The 19,018-nt window shown below is 49.7% G+C and carries 18 protein-coding genes and 1 pseudogene; 10 read left to right on the top strand and 9 right to left on the bottom strand.

Annotated features, from left to right (window positions below; all coding sequences use genetic code 11):
• Nucleotides 1-15 precede the first annotated feature (15 nt).
• The gene (gene mgtE, locus CX650_RS09920) at nucleotides 16-1,380 is read left to right on the top strand and encodes a magnesium transporter (protein ID WP_025011759.1); all 1,365 of its coding nucleotides are present in this window, start codon (nucleotides 16-18) and stop codon (nucleotides 1,378-1,380) included.
• 141 nt (nucleotides 1,381-1,521) lie between these two features.
• Here mgtE and CX650_RS09925 read toward each other — a convergent pair whose 3' ends face one another.
• From CX650_RS09925 to CX650_RS09935, 3 genes are all read right to left on the bottom strand, one after another.
• On the bottom strand, nucleotides 1,522-1,905 hold the full coding sequence (locus CX650_RS09925) for a hypothetical protein (RefSeq protein WP_101095701.1): 384 nt from the start codon (nucleotides 1,903-1,905) through the stop codon (nucleotides 1,522-1,524).
• 156 nt (nucleotides 1,906-2,061) lie between these two features.
• A complete protein-coding gene (locus tag CX650_RS09930; protein WP_071476729.1) occupies nucleotides 2,062-2,853 on the bottom strand; it encodes a molybdate ABC transporter substrate-binding protein in 792 nt (263 codons plus the stop codon).
• 189 nt (nucleotides 2,854-3,042) lie between these two features.
• A complete protein-coding gene (locus tag CX650_RS09935) occupies nucleotides 3,043-3,705 on the bottom strand; it encodes a YiaD family glycine zipper/OmpA-like lipoprotein (RefSeq protein ID WP_071476728.1) in 663 nt (220 codons plus the stop codon).
• Between the two features lie 510 nt (nucleotides 3,706-4,215).
• On the opposite strand from CX650_RS09935, the gene CX650_RS09940 reads away from it, so the two are divergent.
• Nucleotides 4,216-4,449 carry a transposase gene (locus CX650_RS09940; RefSeq protein ID WP_101095702.1) on the top strand — a complete coding sequence of 78 codons (234 nt, stop codon included), beginning with the start codon at nucleotides 4,216-4,218 and terminating at the stop codon, nucleotides 4,447-4,449.
• Nucleotides 4,450-4,564: 115 nt separating this feature from the next.
• On the opposite strand, the gene CX650_RS09945 is transcribed toward CX650_RS09940, so the two are convergent.
• Nucleotides 4,565-5,545, bottom strand: a complete 981-nt coding sequence (locus CX650_RS09945; RefSeq protein ID WP_101095703.1) for a catalase family peroxidase — start codon at nucleotides 5,543-5,545, stop codon at nucleotides 4,565-4,567.
• 139 nt (nucleotides 5,546-5,684) lie between these two features.
• On the opposite strand from CX650_RS09945, the gene fumC reads away from it, so the two are divergent.
• Nucleotides 5,685-7,076, top strand: a complete 1,392-nt coding sequence (gene fumC, locus CX650_RS09950) for a class II fumarate hydratase (RefSeq protein WP_101095704.1) — start codon at nucleotides 5,685-5,687, stop codon at nucleotides 7,074-7,076.
• 100 nt (nucleotides 7,077-7,176) lie between these two features.
• Nucleotides 7,177-7,725, top strand: a complete 549-nt coding sequence (locus tag CX650_RS09955; RefSeq protein WP_101095705.1) for a DUF2799 domain-containing protein — start codon at nucleotides 7,177-7,179, stop codon at nucleotides 7,723-7,725.
• 251 nt (nucleotides 7,726-7,976) lie between these two features.
• Here CX650_RS09955 and CX650_RS20375 read toward each other — a convergent pair.
• Together CX650_RS20375 and CX650_RS09965 are read right to left on the bottom strand one after the other, a co-directional pair.
• A pseudogene (locus CX650_RS20375) lies at nucleotides 7,977-8,239 on the bottom strand (helix-turn-helix domain-containing protein).
• A gap of 65 nt (nucleotides 8,240-8,304) precedes the next feature.
• On the bottom strand, nucleotides 8,305-8,991 hold the full coding sequence (locus CX650_RS09965) for a cold-shock protein (RefSeq protein ID WP_101095706.1): 687 nt from the start codon (nucleotides 8,989-8,991) through the stop codon (nucleotides 8,305-8,307).
• 825 nt (nucleotides 8,992-9,816) lie between these two features.
• On the opposite strand from CX650_RS09965, the gene CX650_RS09970 reads away from it, so the two are divergent.
• From CX650_RS09970 to CX650_RS09990, 5 genes are all read left to right on the top strand, one after another.
• Nucleotides 9,817-10,191: a molecular chaperone DnaJ gene (locus tag CX650_RS09970; RefSeq protein WP_039033500.1), complete on the top strand. Its 375-nt coding sequence runs from the start codon at nucleotides 9,817-9,819 to the stop codon at nucleotides 10,189-10,191.
• Nucleotides 10,192-10,222: 31 nt separating this feature from the next.
• A complete protein-coding gene (locus CX650_RS09975) occupies nucleotides 10,223-11,032 on the top strand; it encodes an NYN domain-containing protein (RefSeq protein ID WP_101095707.1) in 810 nt (269 codons plus the stop codon).
• A gap of 89 nt (nucleotides 11,033-11,121) precedes the next feature.
• Nucleotides 11,122-11,610 (top strand): nucleoid-associated protein, encoded by a 489-nt coding sequence (locus tag CX650_RS09980; RefSeq protein ID WP_101095708.1) that lies wholly within the window; start codon nucleotides 11,122-11,124, stop codon nucleotides 11,608-11,610.
• Nucleotides 11,611-11,783: 173 nt separating this feature from the next.
• Complete coding sequence (locus tag CX650_RS09985) at nucleotides 11,784-12,137, top strand: hypothetical protein (RefSeq protein WP_101095709.1); 354 nt, start codon at nucleotides 11,784-11,786, stop codon at nucleotides 12,135-12,137.
• A gap of 2 nt (nucleotides 12,138-12,139) precedes the next feature.
• A complete protein-coding gene (locus CX650_RS09990) occupies nucleotides 12,140-13,540 on the top strand; it encodes a hypothetical protein (protein WP_101095710.1) in 1,401 nt (466 codons plus the stop codon).
• Nucleotides 13,541-14,462: 922 nt separating this feature from the next.
• Here CX650_RS09990 and groL read toward each other — a convergent pair.
• Both groL and CX650_RS10000 read right to left on the bottom strand, forming a co-directional pair.
• A complete protein-coding gene (gene groL / locus CX650_RS09995) occupies nucleotides 14,463-16,103 on the bottom strand; it encodes a chaperonin GroEL (protein WP_039033505.1) in 1,641 nt (546 codons plus the stop codon).
• 58 nt (nucleotides 16,104-16,161) lie between these two features.
• Nucleotides 16,162-16,452, bottom strand: coding sequence for a co-chaperone GroES (locus CX650_RS10000; RefSeq protein ID WP_025010152.1), 291 nt, complete (start codon nucleotides 16,450-16,452; stop codon nucleotides 16,162-16,164).
• 249 nt (nucleotides 16,453-16,701) lie between these two features.
• On the opposite strand from CX650_RS10000, the gene CX650_RS10005 reads away from it, so the two are divergent.
• Complete coding sequence (locus tag CX650_RS10005; protein ID WP_101095711.1) at nucleotides 16,702-18,066, top strand: MATE family efflux transporter; 1,365 nt, start codon at nucleotides 16,702-16,704, stop codon at nucleotides 18,064-18,066.
• Nucleotides 18,067-18,281: 215 nt separating this feature from the next.
• Here the strand turns inward: CX650_RS10005 and CX650_RS10010 are convergent, their stop codons facing one another.
• Entirely contained in the window at nucleotides 18,282-18,980 is a 699-nt protein-coding gene (locus CX650_RS10010) for an FxsA family protein (protein WP_101095712.1), read from the bottom strand.
• Between the last annotated feature and the right edge of the window lie 38 nt (nucleotides 18,981-19,018).

Here is a 19,018-nt window from a genome sequence, read left to right on the forward strand (position 1 = left end):
CACAGGGGGAACTGCATGCCAATAGAAGCGCTCGACCAAGAGCTGACAGAACAACGTCTTACTCAACTAAACCAAGCTCTTAGCAGTGGTATGTTCGTGCATGTGCGCGACATGCTGCAGCGAATGACGGCTTCGGATATCGCCTTTATTCTCGAATCTTCACCGCCGCGTACCCGTCAGGTACTCTGGCAACTGGTGGATCAGGAGCAGAGCGGCGAGATCCTCGAAGAGCTGGGTGAAGATATGAAAGACCAGCTGATCAGCCTTATGAGTCCTGAGCGTTTGGCACGAGCGACCGCGGGTATGGATACCGATGATCTGGCCTATGTGCTGCGAAGCCTTCCCGACACTCTCTACAAGCAGGTACTGCACTCCATGAGTGCCCAGGACAGGGCCAGGGTCGAACAGGCGCTCTCTTATCCGGAAGACAGCGCCGGTAGTCTGATGAACACAGATACTGTCACCCTGAGGCCTGACGTCAATGTCGATGTGGTGCTGCGTTATCTGCGCCAAAGAGGCGAATTACCTGAAGCCACTGATACCCTCTACGTGGTAGATAGACGCGATATTTTGCTCGGTGGCGTCAAGCTCTCCACCCTACTGACCTGTAACCCCACCGCCGGGATCCGCAGCATAATGGATCCCGAGCTTGAGAGTATTCCCGTCACCATGCCGGACAATGAAGTGGCCCAACTGTTTGAGCGTCACGACTGGGTTTCGGCGCCAGTGGTCGACAGTGAAGGCCATCTGCTTGGGCGGATCACCATTGATGACGTGGTGGACGTTATCCGTGAAGACGCCGAACACTCCATGATGGGTATGGCGGGGATGGACGATGATGAAGACACCTTCGGCCCCGTGTTCAAGAGTGCCTTTCGCCGCTCCCTATGGCTGACCTTCAACCTGTTTGCCGCCCTGCTGGCCGCCTCGGTCAGCAATATGTTTGAAGGCACGCTGGAAAAATTTGCCACCATAGCAATTCTGATGACCATAGTGCCCAGCATGGGCGGCGTTGCCGGCAACCAGACGCTGGCGCTGGTGATCCGCGGTATCGCCCTCGGCCACATAGGCCAGAGCAACTCCCGCTGGCTTATCGGCAAGGAATTAGCCATCGGCTTTCTCAATGGCCTGTTGTGGTCGGCGCTGGTATTCACTGCCGTGTGGATCTGGAAAGGCGATCTGGCACTCGGCGCCCTTATTGGCGGCGCCATGTTGATCAATATGACGGTAGCCGGTCTCGCAGGTGCCAGTATTCCGCTGATCCTGAAAAAGCTCAATGTAGACCCTGCGCTGGCCGGCGGCATGGTGCTGACGACTGTGACGGATGTAATAGGCCTGTTCGCCTTCCTGGGATTGGCGACTCTCGTTTTAATGAGCTGAGGCTCTGGTTCTAATGGACTGAAGGCTCAGGTTCTAATGGGCTGAAGGCTTGGTGTTGATAGCCTGAAGCTCTGGCCTAGATGAATTGCAGAAATAGCAGGGGGCGACCAGGTTCGTCCTCTGACTGTGGAAGATAGCGAGTCAGTCTTTAAGCCAGTGCACCTTGGGCTCATCCTGTTCACAGAAGACAGAGACACACTCATTGCGGCTCACCAGCAGATATTCCTGCAACTTGAGATTGACGCTGGCCATAAAGCCGCTGCGTTCGGCCTCCTGGCGATACCAACCACCGTTGGAAATCTGAAATAACCAGCCATTGGAAAGGCTGCATTCGGTCCAGAACTCCATCAGGTCACCCTCATCCAACATTCGAAAGCCAACCACAGAGTCAAAATGAACCTGCGCCCTGCTACCTTCGACACTTACCTCGATATCCAGGCCCTGACTTTCATAGCAAAGGCGAATAAATCTCACCTCATCACCGAGGTAATCTGTCGCTATCGGTAAGCCTTTGGTTTCGAGCATGCTCCCCCCTGGTAAGGATATAATGCCTTACTTTAGAAGGATAATAATTGCCTGTGCAAGCTGATTTGCTCAAAAAGTAGCTATATACCCATAAAGAGAGTGTGCTTCAGTTCCGGGGAACTGAAGCACACTCTCCAAATATCTCAGTTATAGCGACTAAGGTTTAAGCGGCGCTTCAAAACCATAAGAGGCCAGAATGGATTGCCCCTTGGGAGAGAGAATATACATGGCCAGCGGCCAAGCGGCAGGGTCGGCCTTATCCAGCACCAGCATGCCATAGTTGGCACCCACTGCCAGCGACTCGGGCAACGCCACTATCTTTAGAGCAGGCACTTCTTTCTTGGCCAAAACAGCGTTGGTGCAGTAGGTTAAAAATACATCCGCCTGTTTATTGGCCATCACCCAGCCATAGGGGTTCTTGCCTTTAGGGGGTTTGGCACTATCGGCGCCACCGGTCAATTGCAGTGCCTTGGCCGCCAATTTGGCCTGGCTACCGGGCTTGATAGCTTCGGCGCGGTCAAACACCTTGAAAGCATAGTCTCCGGCAGGGTCAGCCTTGGGAGTGGAGGTGCCCAGCTTGATCTTGCTATCCAGCAAAGTATCCAGCATATTTTCTGTCGTCAGAGGGACATTATCTTGCGCCAAGGCGCACAGGCGGTTACGGGCAAACATCACCACAGGCGCACCCTTGCCTTCCTGCATCAGTTTCTGTGGATGCTTCATATTGGCCGACGCAAACAGGTCGACCTTCTCGCCCTCTTCAATTCGGCCTCTGAGCAGGCCTGAAGGAGCAAACTGAGCATTAACCTTAACGCCGCCATCGGCCTGATAACTGGCGATAACATCCGTCATGGCTGTCTTCAAACTTCCTGCGGCCCTGAATTCCAAATCCGCCGCCTGCGAGAAGGCGGGCAGTAACAGTGCGAGTAAGCAGACGCTCTTTTTCATTTATTTTTCTCCGGTGTATAAGATACAGATGCCGCTAAACTCAACCAAAGCGCGTCACAAATCAACGCACCACGACAGAACTTGTCATAAACTCCCCTCAAGATCACGCCATCTGACAGAAAAAACCGGAGAAAGGGACAATTTGACCCAATAAAAAGGGCCGCCGCAGCGACCCTTAAGCTTAAAATCTTAGCCAAGTGGACTAAGAATAATCTCTACCCGACGGTTCTGTGCCCGCCCCTGAGGGCTGGCATTTGAGGCGATTGGGCTGGCCTCACCTCGGCCTTGGGTCAGCACTCGCTGTCCGGATACGCCTTTACGGATCAAGTAATTACCTACCTCACTGGCGCGAACCTGTGACAATCTCAGGTTGTAAGACTCAGAGCCGCTGCTGTCGGTATAACCCACTACATTCAGCTGAGTCTTGTCATATTCCTTGGCCACCAGCACTACGCTATCCAATACCCGCATGGCACCACTGCTGAGATCTGTCTTGTCGACCTGGAAAGTCACTTCATTGGGCATGTTGAGCACTATGGTATCGCCCACCCGGGTCACACTGACGCCGGTTGAAGCCAGTTGCTGACGCAACTTGGTTTCCTGCACATCCATGTAATAGCCGATACCTCCACCTACGGCAGCACCGGATGCCGCACCTATCAGGGCGCCCTTGCCCCTGTCACTCTTACTGGAAGAAGCCACACCTATGGCTGCACCGGCGACGGCACCTATCAGTGCTCCGTTGGTCGCCTTGGCGGTCTGTTGTTCATTGGTATAAGGATTCACTGTAGTACAGCCAGTTGCCAGCAATGCCAGCAACAGAGGAGCTGTCAGAAAAGCGCGCTTTTTCATGTTATTTTTTCCTTCGTCTGCTTGTTCCAACCTAAGCGGAACCTACCTGGCGCCAAAGTATATAGCAGCGCTTCAAGCAGGCAATCCCCCGGAGGCCATAGAGGTGGCAAATCCGCACGGCGTTCAGCATGGATTCAGTCAAATCCGACTTTTCCCCCCCCCGGATTGTCAGCCAAGTGTCATGGCGCTGACATCAAATGAAGTCCCAAAATAGAGCAGACTGCACTCTATTGGGTAGCACCCGGCAGGCTCTCTCGATAAGGAAATGAATTAATTTTCTTTTATATCAACAGATTAAAAGAAAATTAAAAATTGGCATGTTTATTACATACCTACAAAGCAGTATTCCACTGTTCAGGAGTCATTATGAAAACATTGATGAAAATGCGCGACAGTTGGCATTCGCTCTGGCATGGCCTCAAGCACTTGGGCTACAGCCAATGGGATGTGGAATAGCAGAGCTGGAATCACAGCTCTGAAAAACCATTCTTGAACCATCAAGGAGGCAGTATGGAAATTAACGAGCAGAAGCTGCGACAGCAAGCCATTAAGGAAGTGACCCAGAACGGCAGGCTCATGTTTGACGTTGCCCGTCAGCATGGGATCTCCACCAAACAGGTTTATCAGTGGCTGGCGCAGAATGAAGCGGCAGGCAGACCCAGACAATCCCGGCTGATGGGAGAAATGCAGCAACTGCAGCAGCGCATTCGTCAGTTAAGCCAGGAGTTCAGCTTAATCCGTTAAAGTTTCGACAGGAGCGAACCTGACACACAGTTATCGCCCCCAACGATAAAAAATGTACATATAACAACGATAAAGCGCTACATTTTTTAGGTTCGTTCCTGTCATTTTATTGCCGTTACCGGCCGCTTAAACGCTTGCCGAAAGAGATGGCATAAGCCGCGGATCTTAGCCGCAGCACAGGGTCGTCACTGGCGGCAATCCCTTTACTGAGCACATTGGGATCAAAGTTCAGCCTGTCGCAGGCCGAAGCCGCAACCGAGTCTATGCTCAGGCGCCCGAGAGTAACCCTGGGACGGTTATCCGGCCACTGCAGTGAAGGGTCGAGTAAGGGATCCCCCTCCTCGGCCAGGATCAGCTTAAGCTCAAACTGAGCAGGCCCTGTTTTCAGCCTCTGCATCAACCTCTCCTGCAGAAAATCATCCGGCAACTGCGCCATCTCGGCATCCGTCAATGGTTGCTCCCCGTCCACAGGCCAAAGCTCCCAACGACCAAAGCGCTTTTGCTGGCCTTGGTTACCAAAAATAAAACTGTGAATGCCAAAGTAGTTGACCGAGGTATAGGCCGCCGGTGGATTGTGCTGCTTTAGCCACTGCCCCTGACGGGCGGCATCCGGATGTTGCTGCAGATAGCGTGCAACCGCGCCGGTTTCCCCCTCACGCTGCGCCAGAGAAGCGCGCAGCAAGCCAAGAAAACTGTCGGGATCTTTCCCCGGAAACACTGGCGTGGTCAACCCGGCCAACTGATGCACCTGCCCGTCCGGCAGTTCAATGCGCACGCCTATCCCCCTTGGGCTGCGACTGGTATCGGCCACAAAAGGATCGCCACCCGCCATGGAAAAACGCACCTGAGCGGGCAGTGCCTGCTCTGTGGCAAACAGAGATAGTTCCTTGAGCCAGGGCTCCCCGGCACTTGGCCGGAAACTGCCAATGGTACAAACTCCCTTGGCATGTCCCTTGCGCTCTCCCGGATGTTGACCGGAAAGCGCTTCAAATACCTGGATAAAATCATTTGCCTGAGCCGCCATTACCGAACTGGAGCCCAAAGCCCCCAACTGAGCTCCCAAGAGCAATAACGTAGGCCAAACCGATACTCTCATGCTTACTCCCTTTGTAAAAATCAGAATCCAAGCCTGAAACAGGCCGCCCAACCCAGACCGGGAAACCCGGCGGATTATTTCAGGAGAGACCCAAAGGCCATGCTATGCTGAGGACGGCAACAGACGACAGGAGGCGACAATGCAATATCGGATTGAGCACGACACCCTGGGCGAGGTCAAGGTCGAAGCAGACAAATACTGGGGCGCCCAAACCCAGCGCAGTCTGGAAAACTTCCCCATAGGCCCGCAAGCGAGTATGCCGAAGGCCATCATCCACGCCTTCGCCCTGTTGAAGAAAGCCGCAGCCCAGACCAATGCCGAGCTTGGGCAACTGCCCAAGGACAAGGCGGCGCTCATCGCCAAAGTTTGTGATGAAATCTTGGCGGGCCAACTGGAGCAGCACTTTCCCCTGGTCATTTGGCAGACCGGCAGCGGCACCCAAACCAATATGAACCTCAATGAGGTAATAGCCAATCGCGGCATGGCGCTGGCACACAAGGCCATCAGCCTGAGCCCAAACGATGATGTCAATCGCAGCCAAAGCAGCAATGATACCTTCCCCAGCGCCATGCATATTGCCGTGGTACTCAAGACCTGCGGGCACACACTGCCGGCCATAGCTGCGCTGCGCGATAGCCTAAAACACAAGTCACAACAGTTTGCCGATATTCCCAAAACCGGCCGCACCCACTTTATGGATGCCACCCCGCTGACCCTGGGACAGGAGATCAGTGCCTGGGTGACTCAGTTGGATAAAGGCATAGGCGCCATAGAGCGGGCGTTGGCAAACTGCCGTGAATTGGCCCTTGGCGGCACAGCCGTGGGGACAGGGCTCAATGCTCCCGCAGGTTATGCCGAGCGTGCCGCCGAACTGATATCGTCATTCAGTGGTGAGCAGTTTGTCAGCGCGGCCAACAAGTTCGAGGCACTGAGTGCCAGCGATGCCATGGTCGAGCTCAGCGGCGCCTTCAAGCGCCTGGCGGTCAGCCTGATGAAGATAGGCAATGATGTTCGCATGCTCGCCAGCGGCCCCCGTTGCGGCATAGGGGAACTGCAGTTGCCTGCCAACGAACCCGGCTCCAGCATAATGCCCGGCAAGGTTAACCCGACTCAGTGCGAGGCGCTGACCATGGTAGCGGCTCAGGTGATGGGCAACGATCTCGCCGTCAGCATAGGTGCCAGCAACGGCCAGTTTCAGCTCAATGTCTTTCGGCCGCTCATTGCCGCCAATCTGCTGCAAAGCGCCGAATTGCTGGGTGATGCCTGTCTGAGCTTTGATGAGCGCTGCGCTTCGGGGCTGGAACCCAACCGCGAGATGATAGCCAAGCAGCTGCAGCGCTCCTTGATGCTGGTCACCAGCCTCAATCCTCACATAGGCTATGCCAAGGCGGCCCAAATCGCCAAGGATGCCCACCAAAGAGGCATTAGTCTGAGGCAAGCTGCGTTGGAGTCAGGACTGGTAACAGAGGCCGAGTTTGATACTTGGGTCAATCCGGCGAACATGTTGGGCCCTTTCGAGGCTAAATTGTAAATTTGTATTAAAACGTATCAGGTTTGGAGCTAATAGCTGTATTATGCCGACTCCTCGCCACGGATTAGGCTTATTCAACTAATAAGCAGTCATTTACAGAATGAAATACCAAAATATCTTATTGGCACTGAGCGCACTCATGCTGACCCAATGCAGTTCACTCGACCTCAACCAATGCCAAAACTCAGATTGGTTTTCCCTCGGACTTCAGGATGGCAACAATGGCGCTCATGCCAGCAGGATCAATGATTATGCCGAAGATTGTGCCGAGTTCGGCATTCGGGTTGATCATGGCGAGTGGCGCAATGGCTATCTACAGGGGCTGCAAAACTACTGTCAGCCGGAAAATGGCTACCGAGTCGGCCTGGCAGGTGAAGGCTATGCCGGTGTCTGTTCCAGCAACGCCTTTGTCGAACAGTACAATGCCGGCTACCACCAATACCAGCTCAACAAACGTGCCGATGAGATCCGCAGCCGCCTGCGTCAGATAGATTATCAAATCCGCGATCTGGATCAGAAGCTGGTGTCCATGACAGACAAGGCCAGCACCCTGGAGAAGAAAAAACAGCTGCTGAATGAAAAAGACAAGCTGGTGAACGAGCTCAGGTATCTGCAAGTCCCAGATGTGCAGTTCAGGTGGCAATTCTGACACTTGCCGACCTTGAGTTAAACCGCCGACAGACCGCACAGGCAGATAAGCAAAGGACTAAGCAAAGAGCTTAGTCTCGCCGCTTATCTGTCGCTCGGCCAAGAGACAGAGAAGCGCTGAAACAATAACCTCCCTCAGCAAGGAAATATACCGGCGATAGCTAATGGCAAAGCTCTAGGCGGCATCAAATAACAACTCACCTATGATTCGGTCACCAAGATGCATATCCAAGACAAGGTTTGCGGGTCCACTTATACCCCCATATCCAGTACCACCCATATCCAGTAACACCCAGTCAAATCAACATCAGGTTTGGGCTGCGCCAGCAAACGAACCCCAAACCATTGAGTATCTTGAAGACAGTAGAGATATGGACATCTTCAGCCATCTCTACCCGGATCAAGGTTTTGTTGGTGACACCACAAAGCATTGCCGCCACTTACTGAGTGAATGCCGCTTCCTTTCTGCGGATCTTAATCCAAGCGCCCGATGCATATGGAGTTAATGGGGCCATAAGAACGACGCAAAGTGTAGTTAAGTACACTTTTTCATCCATTCAAGCTGAAGTCACCATGTCTGTTACTGCGGGAACAGACCGGCGATACCGGCAATAATCGCCGCGGGCAGAATAGCCACCACAGCAAGCACGGCGACGGCGCTGCCGAGGCAACCGGAAAGCTGGCTCTGTCTGGCCTTAAGCTCAGCCTCTTGTATCGGCCCAAAGGCCTGCTCCGCCGCCTGTATTCTTTGCTGCAACTGCCGCTCGGCAGCAAGGGCCATCTCTTTGGTGTCGCAGGGCTGCTTTTCAGTGACCAGGGCCAGCTCCCCCTTGAAAGCATGGCCGGTAAAGCGATAGTTGCCTTCAGAGAAGGTCTTCTTTTCAAACTCGAGCCCGAGCACGGCATTACAGCCACACTGCTTAGCCAGTTGCTCTATATATTGGCGCCCCTTGGCCGGATCTTTGAAAAAACGGGTCGAAATAGGCAAGCGCAACGCGGCGTCACCATGCTTGGGGTTGCTACCCTTGGAGGTGAAGAAATTCAGCAGTCGTTCTCTTATATAGACCTCAGGAATACGGACCTGCTTGGCAGACAATCCCTTGGGAGTTGGCGTAGGGTCAAACTCGACCAGCACATTCTTAACCAGCTTAGCCTCATCACTCCTGTTCACCAGCGCCGAAACATGCAGAAAATAGCTTTCACCATCATCCCCATTGATAAAGCCAAATTTTTTAGATGAGACATACGAAACGACTTTTCCTTTCACTACACAATCCCGATAACTTTCTCTACTATTTCCAAAGCCCCATACAGCAACAGCCACAAAAAACCGCTGCAGCAACAGAACAGATTCAAGCCACCGATACTAACATCTCAACCCGGCAGCAACTGCTGCAACATCCTCAAAAACCGGTTAAAACCGTTCACTTTTCCCTAAAAATCATCGCCGCTCCCCGCCAGCCACTTTTTGCCCGTTAACAGGCCAGCAAAACCATTCACTGAAGCTGCTAACTCAAGCGAGCAAATTAAACGGGCAACTCAGCAGGCAACTCAAACAAGTTACTTCAGCCAAACCGCACAACAAAACCCCATGCGGTAAAGCTTGTTTTTCACCGCAGCAATACTGTAGGATTGGCTAGGCTTTTAACAAAAAACCAACGAAAAGCAATACTTAAGCGCTAGCTAAAGTGAGAACAACAATCAGGGATGGAAGCCGCTCTCACCCGAGCAGGCAAAAGGCAAGGATAAGCTTTCAACACCTCACCTCAAACACCTCTCTGACCCAAGCCACTTTAACGGCTGTGCAACTTGTGACCAAGGCTAAGGTTTCACCGGCAACAAGTTGTTAGCTTAAACGTTGTTTTAAAAGAATATTCAACATGACGGAAACTGCTGTCTGATAGCCAAAATCAGGGGCGGTAGCGTCAAATTACGGGTAATAGCGGCGCATTTCAGTGGACGCCAGTTGCCAAGCTTATTCCACCCACCTCAGTAGTATCTCGGCGCAATGGGCTCGCTCCCGACCTCGGAATAGCTGAACCCTAACCAAAAAATCAATCTTAGCGCTGTATTTTCAAAGGAATGAATCTAGATGCAAGACGTCAAAGTCAACCTATACGACTGCAAGCACTGCTCTGGTACAGGAACCTGCAGTAGTGGAAAAGATAACACCTCGTGTGAAGTCTGTGCCAAGAAGAATGAACTACCATTCTGGCGCAGACGAAATCAACATGGACTGCTTTGTGGTTCATGCGGTGGCATAGGAAAAGCAGAACCTTTAACAGAAAGAATGAACAAGCGAATAGCCCCCCTATTGGCGATTTCTCTAGTAATAATCCTATTAGGTATCATCGGCGTATCGGCTCTATTTGAGAACAAATACTTCTCTGAAATACTTGCATTTGCAGGGGCGATTATAGGTTCGGTATGCGGTTTTTATTTCTCAGCAATCAAGAGCCAGAGTTAACCAACACTTAATAAAACCAAGTACTAACAACATGAAAGAAAGAGAAAAAATCGCCGTATTTATTGATGCCGATAATGCTCCTGCCCGAAAGTTCGATGTCATTTTGGCAGAACTGGCCAAACATGGTGTGGTAAGCATACGCAAAGCCTATGGTAACTGGAAAAGCCCGGGGCTGAAGCAATGGGAAGATATTCTGCACGAATACGCCATTCAACCGATTCAGCAGTTCGACCTAACCAAAGGCAAGAACGCTACCGACATTGCACTGGTGATAGATGCAATGGACATACTCTATACCAAGGACATAGATATCATTTGTCTCATCTCCTCTGACTGCGACTTCACCCCTTTGGTCACCAGAGTGCTCTCAGATGGTAAAACCGTATTCGGCTTTGGTGAGCGTAAAGCCCCCAACGCATTCGTTAACAGCTGCTCCCGCTTCCTCTACCTAGATGCAGAACCCGAAGTCGAAACCGAAGTCGAAACCGAAGTAGAATTGCCTATAGAGAAAGCCTTAGAACCGGCACCAGAAAAAGAATCTAAAGCCGCTCCCACAACCACAAAAATCACCGCTCCCCGCAAGAAAAACCTAAAAGGCGATACTAAGTTGATTAATCTGCTACGACAAGCAATAGAGGCAACAGAAGAGGACGATGGTTGGGCACAACTCGGCCCAATTGGCTCTCACATTTCGAACCACAGCTCATTCGACCAAAGAAACTATGGCTTCAAGAAACTCAGCGATCTCTTCGCCGCCATAGACCTTTTCGAGATGCGTAAAACAAACGGTTCAGTCATGTGGATAAGAGAGAGCAAACGAGCCAAAAAAAGTGGAAAGTAAAGTGACTTAACAACTAGAAAAACACCTAAACCATATATCTATACCCCTTCTAATTAGAGATATAAAATAATATACGGAAGCATAATACTATGACAGGAACTCCTCCTAAAAGATTCAACATTAAAGTATATGAAATAGACAAAGCAGCACCATCACCTACTGAGTCTGCACCAGGAAATATCAACAGTAGCGATTTCTCTAACTTCATTGATGAATTAACTAGAAAAATTCACTCATCAACATCAACAAAAAAATATAAATTCAGATCCGACTCAGACATAAAACTAGTAATAGAAGAAATTGCAAAGAACGATCTTCAGGTGAAATACTCTAGAGAAATCGCAAAAGAATTATTGCAATCAGAAAAGAATTATGACAAAAGACACCCAAACACACCAATAAAGCAAGGCAGTCTGATTATTTCAAAATACAACATCCAGTCATCAAATTATATTCTTATAGCCAAAATAGATTTCGAGTCGTATTTTAGCAAGAAAAATCTAACTAAAAACCAAGGGCTTCCTGAAGAAAAAGGTTTGCTAAAAGCAGCCTTGTTTAAAATTGAAGGAAAAAAATAAATAGTGCAATAGAAGTTTCAGACACCAACTCAAGGATTTCAAGGTTTTGGGTTGACGAATTCCTTAAAGCAGACGATATAAATACAGACCAAGACAACACAAAAAACTCATTCAAAGAATTCAAAAGGGTCATAAATAGAGTATTAAAAGAACACAGTGATGATAAATATACAATGCTTAACTCACTCATTACTTACTTTGCCACAAAAGAAAAATTTGACTCATCTACTTTCTTTAATGATTTAACAGGAAACTATACATTTAGCTGCCCCAAAGAAATACAAAAAGAACTTTCGGAAGAAATTGAAAAGAAGATTAAAGGTGGAACATTTGACGGAATATTCAACCTGGACAACAAATTAATAAAAAACAATCTAAAACAATCATTTAAACTTGACGACGACATAGTAATAACTACAAAAAAAGGGAATATGGAAAGAATATTCTCTCACAAAATAAAAGGCATAAAGTACGTCGTCATCAGAACAGACAATGGCTTTGCAGATTTCCCATCTCTTAAGGATTGATTATGAATACCAATTCTCAAGAAAACCTTTGTTGGTATGAGAAAACAATTTTACTTAACCAGAACAACACAATAGATACCAACAATTTTGCTAATATCCTCCAGACTGAATCTGTTTCCTTTGACATTATCGTAAATGATGAACCAGAAAACACCGTAAATTCTATAGAAGCGCTAATTGAACATTTAAATAATGATAAAATTTCAGATGACGAAGAAGTAAAAATCAGAGCACGCGTTGATAAAAGTAATCTTAAAACATTCACTATTTTTGATGAAACTGTATTCACTGATTACTTAGCAACACTTCATCCAGAAGACTTTTTATACGAAATCCATAAGTCTCTAGTTTTAAAAAACAACAAGCTTAGAATTGAGCAGACAAATACTGAAATAGATTACAAAAGAAATGATCTTGATGGATTTCAAACAATACCACTGAACAAAATGGAAAAACTATCAAAACTCATAGAGGAAAAAATAAACCCTGATGATATATATCAGATAGCATTACAACTACAGGAACCTTTGAAATCATGCTTCATAGAAAAGTCAACCATATCAATGTTGTTTTTCTTAGCTAACGACTTCGACGCAGATAATAAAAACTATTATTTCTATGGATACCGGGACTACTGTATTCATATCGAAAATCTTCCCGAAGAAAATTGCGACATAGTTAGAACTTTGTTCCAATTTATATATTCAACAAAAGAGTTTGTAGCAAAACTGGGAATACTTAGAAATATAATATCCATTAGTGATAGCTCTAAGAAATTTGAGGATATTTTCAATCAAAAATTAAGAGTGACTTTATTCTCAAATTATCAGATATATTTAAAAGACAATGTTGAAAGATATATAGATGTCAAAAATAAAACTTCAGACTTTATTTTTGAACTATCCAACAGAGTCATAGATAGTATAGACTCATATAAAACTGATATAAAAAGAGCCATTATGGCTATAATGTCATTTTACTTTATGTCAGTAGTCTTCACAGGAATTGACAAAGGAAAATTTGAGTCCCTATATAGAATTGACATCGGAATATTAAGCGTTGTATTTTTAATTTTTGCAATAGTTTATATTTGCATGTCGAACTTTGAATTAAAAAACAGAATAAACACTCACAGAAACGGACTAGATCAACTTAAAGAAAGATACACTGACATTTTAAATCAAGAAGATTTAGATGGTATATTCGACAAAACAACAATAGATTGTATCGAAAAAGACAACTCTACAAAAAGCATCACCATACTTGGAATAAGCTTTTGTGTAATATTAATTTCAATTACCATGGCAATGGTTTATTCCAAGAATACAATCTTGATTGATACTTATATTAGTAATACATTAGACAACTTAAGGTTAGTGTTAAACAACTCTCTTAACAGTTAATTTATAAAATATATATAAGAATGAAATAAAAAGAGTAAGGACAGCCATAACACTTCACCCGCAGATTGCACCAAATGACCCGGCATATGCGCATCAGTGACCGTCGCCAACATGGATGTTGGCGCCGAGCTTACAAGGATGTATTCACCGAAAAGAGTAAGGACAGCCAAAACACTTCACCCGCAAACTGCACCAAAAAAGAAAGAGTAAGGACAGCCAAAACACTTCACCCGCAGATTGCACCAAATCACCCGGCATATGCGCATCAGTGACCGTCGCCAACATGGATGTTGGCGCCGAGCTTACAAGGATGTATTCACAGCGTGTCACTGAGGTGCATATGCATAAGGCCTGCGGCAGGCAATGAGTGGCACAATCAGCCGGAAGCCATTCCAAACCCAAACCACTCCCCCGCCCTCGGCAGAAACCGCTGGAATAGAAAAGGCCCGCGTTCGAAAAAGAGTAAGGACAGCCATAACACTTCACCCGCAGGTCGCACCAAATCACCCGGTATATGCGCATCAGTGACCGTCGCCAACATGGATGTTGGCGCCGAGCTTACAAGGATGTATTCACAGCGTGTCACTGAGGCGCATATGCATAAGGCCTGCGGCAGGCAATGAGTTGCACAATCAGCCGGAAGCCATTGCAAACCCAAACCACTCCCCCGCCCTTGGCAGAAACCACTGAAATGGAAAAGGCCCGCGTTCGAGGCACGAGCCTTTTCCTTTCTCGGAATAAACAAAAGCCCCAATACTGTTAAGTATCGGGGCTTTTTTAAGTTCTAAGCTTCTGAGCTTAAGACCGACATTGCGTCTAGCGCAGGAAAAATCGTTTTAGAGCCAGGCATCTTGCCGCGACGTTTAGTGAACTAAACGAGTGGCAAGATAACGCCGCTATAGACGATTTTAACCAGCTAGGATCACATCATGCCGCCCATTCCGCCCATACCACCCATACCGCCCATATCAGGCGCAGCCTCTTCCTTTGGCAGCTCGGCTACCATGGCTTCGGTGGTGATCATCAGACCGGCTACAGAGGCCGCAAACTGCAGCGCAGAGCGGGTAACCTTAGTTGGATCCAGGATGCCCATTTCCAGCATGTCGCCGTAAGTGTCGTTACCGGCGTTATAACCATAGTTACCGCTGCCGTTCTTGACGTTGTTGGCGACAACAGAGGCTTCTTCACCTGCGTTGGTAGCGATCTGGCGCAGTGGGGCTTCCATGGCGCGCAGGGCGATAACCACACCGTGCTTCTGATCTTCGTTGCTCACGTCCAGCTCACCAATCTTGGAGGCAACGCGAACCAGGGCAACACCGCCCCCAGGAACCACACCTTCTTCAACGGCGGCGCGGGTAGCGTGCAGCGCATCTTCAACGCGGGCTTTCTTCTCTTTCATTTCCACTTCGGTAGCGGCACCGACTTTGATTACCGCAACACCGCCGGCCAGCTTGGCCATACGCTCTTGCAGTTTTTCTTTGTCGTAATCGGAAGTCGATTCTTCAACCTGCTGCTTGATCTGGGCAACACGGGCTTGAATTTGCGACTCTTCACCGCTGCCATCGATGATGGTGGTATTGTCTTTGGTGATAACCACGCGCTTGGCGGTACCCAGATCTTCCAGAGTGGCTTTTTCCAGCTCCAGGCCAATCTCTTCGGCGATAACAGTACCACCGGTCAGGATAGCGATATCCTGCAGCATGGCCTTGCGACGGTCACCGAAACCAGGCGCCTTAACGGCAGCCACTTTAACGATACCGCGCATGTTGTTCACTACCAGAGTCGCCAGGGCTTCGCCTTCAACGTCTTCGGCAACAATCAGCAGTGGCTTGCCAGTCTTGGCCAGGCCTTCGAGGATAGGCAGCAGCTCACGGATGTTGGAGATCTTCTTGTCAACCAGCAGGATGAATGGGTTGTCCAGTTCAACAGAGCCGGTTTCAGCCTTGTTGATGAAGTAAGGAGACAGGTAACCGCGGTCGAACTGCATACCTTCAACTACGTCCAGTTCGTTTTCCAGCGCCTGACCTTCTTCAACTGTGATCACGCCTTCTTTGCCCACTTTTTCCATCGCGGTGGCGATGATTTCACCGATAGACTCATCAGAGTTGGCAGAGATGGTACCTACCTGAGCGATAGACTTGGAGTCGGAGCAGTCCTGAGACAGGGCTTTCAGCTCGGCAACGGCGGCGATAACGGCCTTGTCGATACCGCGCTTCAGATCCATTGGGTTCATGCCGGCGGCAACGGCTTTCAGACCTTCGGTCACGATAGCCTGGGCCAGTACTGTGGCGGTAGTGGTACCGTCACCGGCAGCGTCGTTGGCCTTGGAAGCAACTTCCTTAACCATTTGCGCGCCCATGTTTTCAAACTTGTCTTCCAGTTCAATCTCTTTAGCAACGGAAACACCGTCTTTGGTGATCAGTGGTGCGCCGAAGCTCTTGTCCAGAACGACGTTACGGCCTTTAGGGCCCAGAGTGACTTTAACTGCGTTAGCCAGAACATTCACGCCCGCCAGCATTTTTACGCGAGCGTCATTGCCAAATTTTACTTCTTTAGCTGCCATGTTGATTATCCTTAAATTTTTCGATTACTTTGGAAGGTCTTTAATGGTTGTGAGTGGTTTATTCCACTACGGCCATCAGGTCAGCTTCTGACAGGATCAGGACTTCTTCACCGTCAATCTTCTCTTTCTTGACACCGTAACCTTCGTTGAAGATCACTACGTCACCTACCTTCACGTCCAATGGCTTAATGTCACCGTTTTCGAGGATGCGGCCATTGCCAACAGCCAGTACTTCACCACGGGTAGACTTTTCGGCTGCGCTGCCGGTCAGTACGATGCCACCGGCCGAAGTGCTTTCAACTTCCAGGCGTTTGACGATCACGCGGTCATGTAATGGACGAATATTCATCGATGGATTCTCCTAATGATTTTTGCCCAATATGAGGCGGTTCATGGTTGATGTAAAAGGCGGCCATGCCAATTGGCTTTAGCCGCTTGATGTTGGCTTATATGGGGGCCGTATTTGGCACTTCCAAGGGGACAGCTCAAAATTTTTTGAAAATTTTTGACCCTCGTTTTTTAAAGCCGGGGCAATCCTGTTAGAATCGCGCTTCCGCACGATTTCCTTCATCCATTTCACAAGAGGCAGATACGGGCCATGAGAGACAGACACGGGCTGCTCAGTCAGCCGATAGGTCGTGTACTGCTTAATATGAGTGTTCCCAACATGTTAGGGATCCTCACCGTGCTGGGCTTCAATCTGGTAGACACCTACTTCATCAGTAAGCTGGGCACAGAGGCGCTGGCGGCGATCAGCTTCACCTTCCCTGTGACCCTGGTGGTATCCAGTATTGCCATCGGCATAGGCGCCGGTGTGTCCACTAATCTTGGCCGCCTGATAGGCGCCGGGCACGCCCCCAAAGCCAAGGTGTTTCTGCATGATGCCCTGCTGCTGACCTTTATTTTGACTGCCGGGCTTTCCTTGCTGGGCAGTTTGTTTATCGAGCCGCTGTTTTCCCTGCTCGGCGCCAAAGACGACATACTGCCGCTGGTGCATGACTATATGAACCTCTGGTATCTGGGGGCGCCGCTATTGGTGCTGTTGATGGTGGGTAATCAGGGCCTGAGGGCCACCGGCGATACCCGTTCCCCGGCGGCGATTTTGTCGCTGGCGGCGCTGATTAACCTGATCCTCGATCCGCTGCTTATCTTTGGTATCGGCCCCTTTCCCAGGCTGGAAATTCAAGGCGCCGCCGTGGCGACCCTGATCTCCTGGTTAATGGCACTGTCGCTGTCCAGTTATCTGTTGGTGGTCAAACGCCATATGTTGGTGGCCGCGGGCTGGTGTTTAAGTCGCTTTGTCGATAACTGGAAACAGCTGGCCCATATCGCCCAACCGGCGGCGCTGATGAATATGATCAACCCCCTGGCCAATGCCGTGATGATGGCGATGCTGGCCAGGATAGATCACGCTGCGGTGGCCGCCTTCGGTGCCGGTACCCGGCTGGAGTCTGTGCTGCTGATTGTGGTGATGGGGCTGTCTTCCAGCCTGGTGCCCTTTATCGCCCAGAATCTGGGCGCCGGTCAGAAGGAGCGCGCCCGCGAGGCATTGCTGCTGGCGCTGAAGTTTGTGCTCCTGTTCCAGACCCTGCTGTATATTCCGCTGGCGCTGCTGGCGCCGCAGATTGCCGCCTTGTTCAGTACCGACCCTCAGGTGCTGGAATGGCTCAGCTTCTATATTCTGGTGTTGCCCGCCGCTTACGGCCCTCTTGGCGTGGTGATCATAGTGGCCACCTCGCTCAACGCCTACCACAGGCCCATGGCCTCGCTGGTACTGAATCTGTGCCGCCTGTTCCTGCTGATGCTGCCACTGGCGGCGCTGGGCGCCTTCCTAGGTGGGGTAAAAGGCCTGATGCTGGCGCTGCCGCTGACCAACATACTCATGGGTATTGCCAGCTATTATCTGGCCAGCAATATCAGCGAACCGCAAAAAATCAAATCCCCCTGCCCCAATGAGGGATAAGCACTTGGCGACTCCAGAAAGCTGAGAGTATGCACCGCAGTAGTTGCCGCGACAGCATCCTTAAACTGACGCCGCGGCCACTGCTACGGCGCACTCATTCAAGTGCCGCGATAGCCACTGGCATAGCGATAAATGAGTGATAAATGTTTTCCAGTCAGCGCTGCAAGTTATGAGGGGTAAATAAAAAGGACCTTCCGAGCGGAAGGTCTTTTTTATCAGTGTTTGTGCCGATCACCTGCGTTACCAGGCCGACTATCATCTTGGTCTGTTTTATCTTCCGTATCCTGCGGCTGATGGCCTTTTTCACTTTGCTGAGGGCTGTTTTCACTTCGCTGATGGCTCTCTCCACCCGGCTGATGGCTCTCTTCTTCCAGCTGATGGCTCTCTTCTTCCAGCTGATGGCTCTCTTCTTCCAGCTGATGGCTCTCGGGACGCTTATCGGAAGGGTCGGCCTTGCGTTCAAACTCACCTTCGAACACATCACCGCCCTGACCTCTTTGATGAGGTGGTTCAAAGGGGTTGGTACCGGCTCTGAACTGAGCACCGGCAACCACCTTGAGCTGCATCCGCTGATAAAAATAACGCGCCAGCGGTGCCCGGGTGATTGGAGTCAGCAGGATAAGGCCGATAAGGTCGGTAACAAACCCTGGAATAAGCAGCAGAATACCGGCCATGGCCAGCATCATGCCCTCGACTATCTCTTGCCCCGGCGCTTCACCGGCGGCCAACTTTTTCTGTACCGACATCAGGGTACTCAAGCCTTGGCTGCGAACCAGAGAAACACCGACCACCGCGGTGAGGATCACCAATGCCACTGTGTTCCAGCTGCCCAGAACTTCGCCGACCCGGATAAGCACCGAGAGTTCGACGACAGGGATCAGCACAAAGATGATAAACATTATCAGAAATGGCATGTAGGCCTCATTTTTTACAGTAGTTGAAAACTAAATGG

This window comes from Shewanella indica, assembly GCF_002836975.1.
In the GTDB taxonomy this organism is placed as follows: domain Bacteria; phylum Pseudomonadota; class Gammaproteobacteria; order Enterobacterales; family Shewanellaceae; genus Shewanella; species Shewanella indica.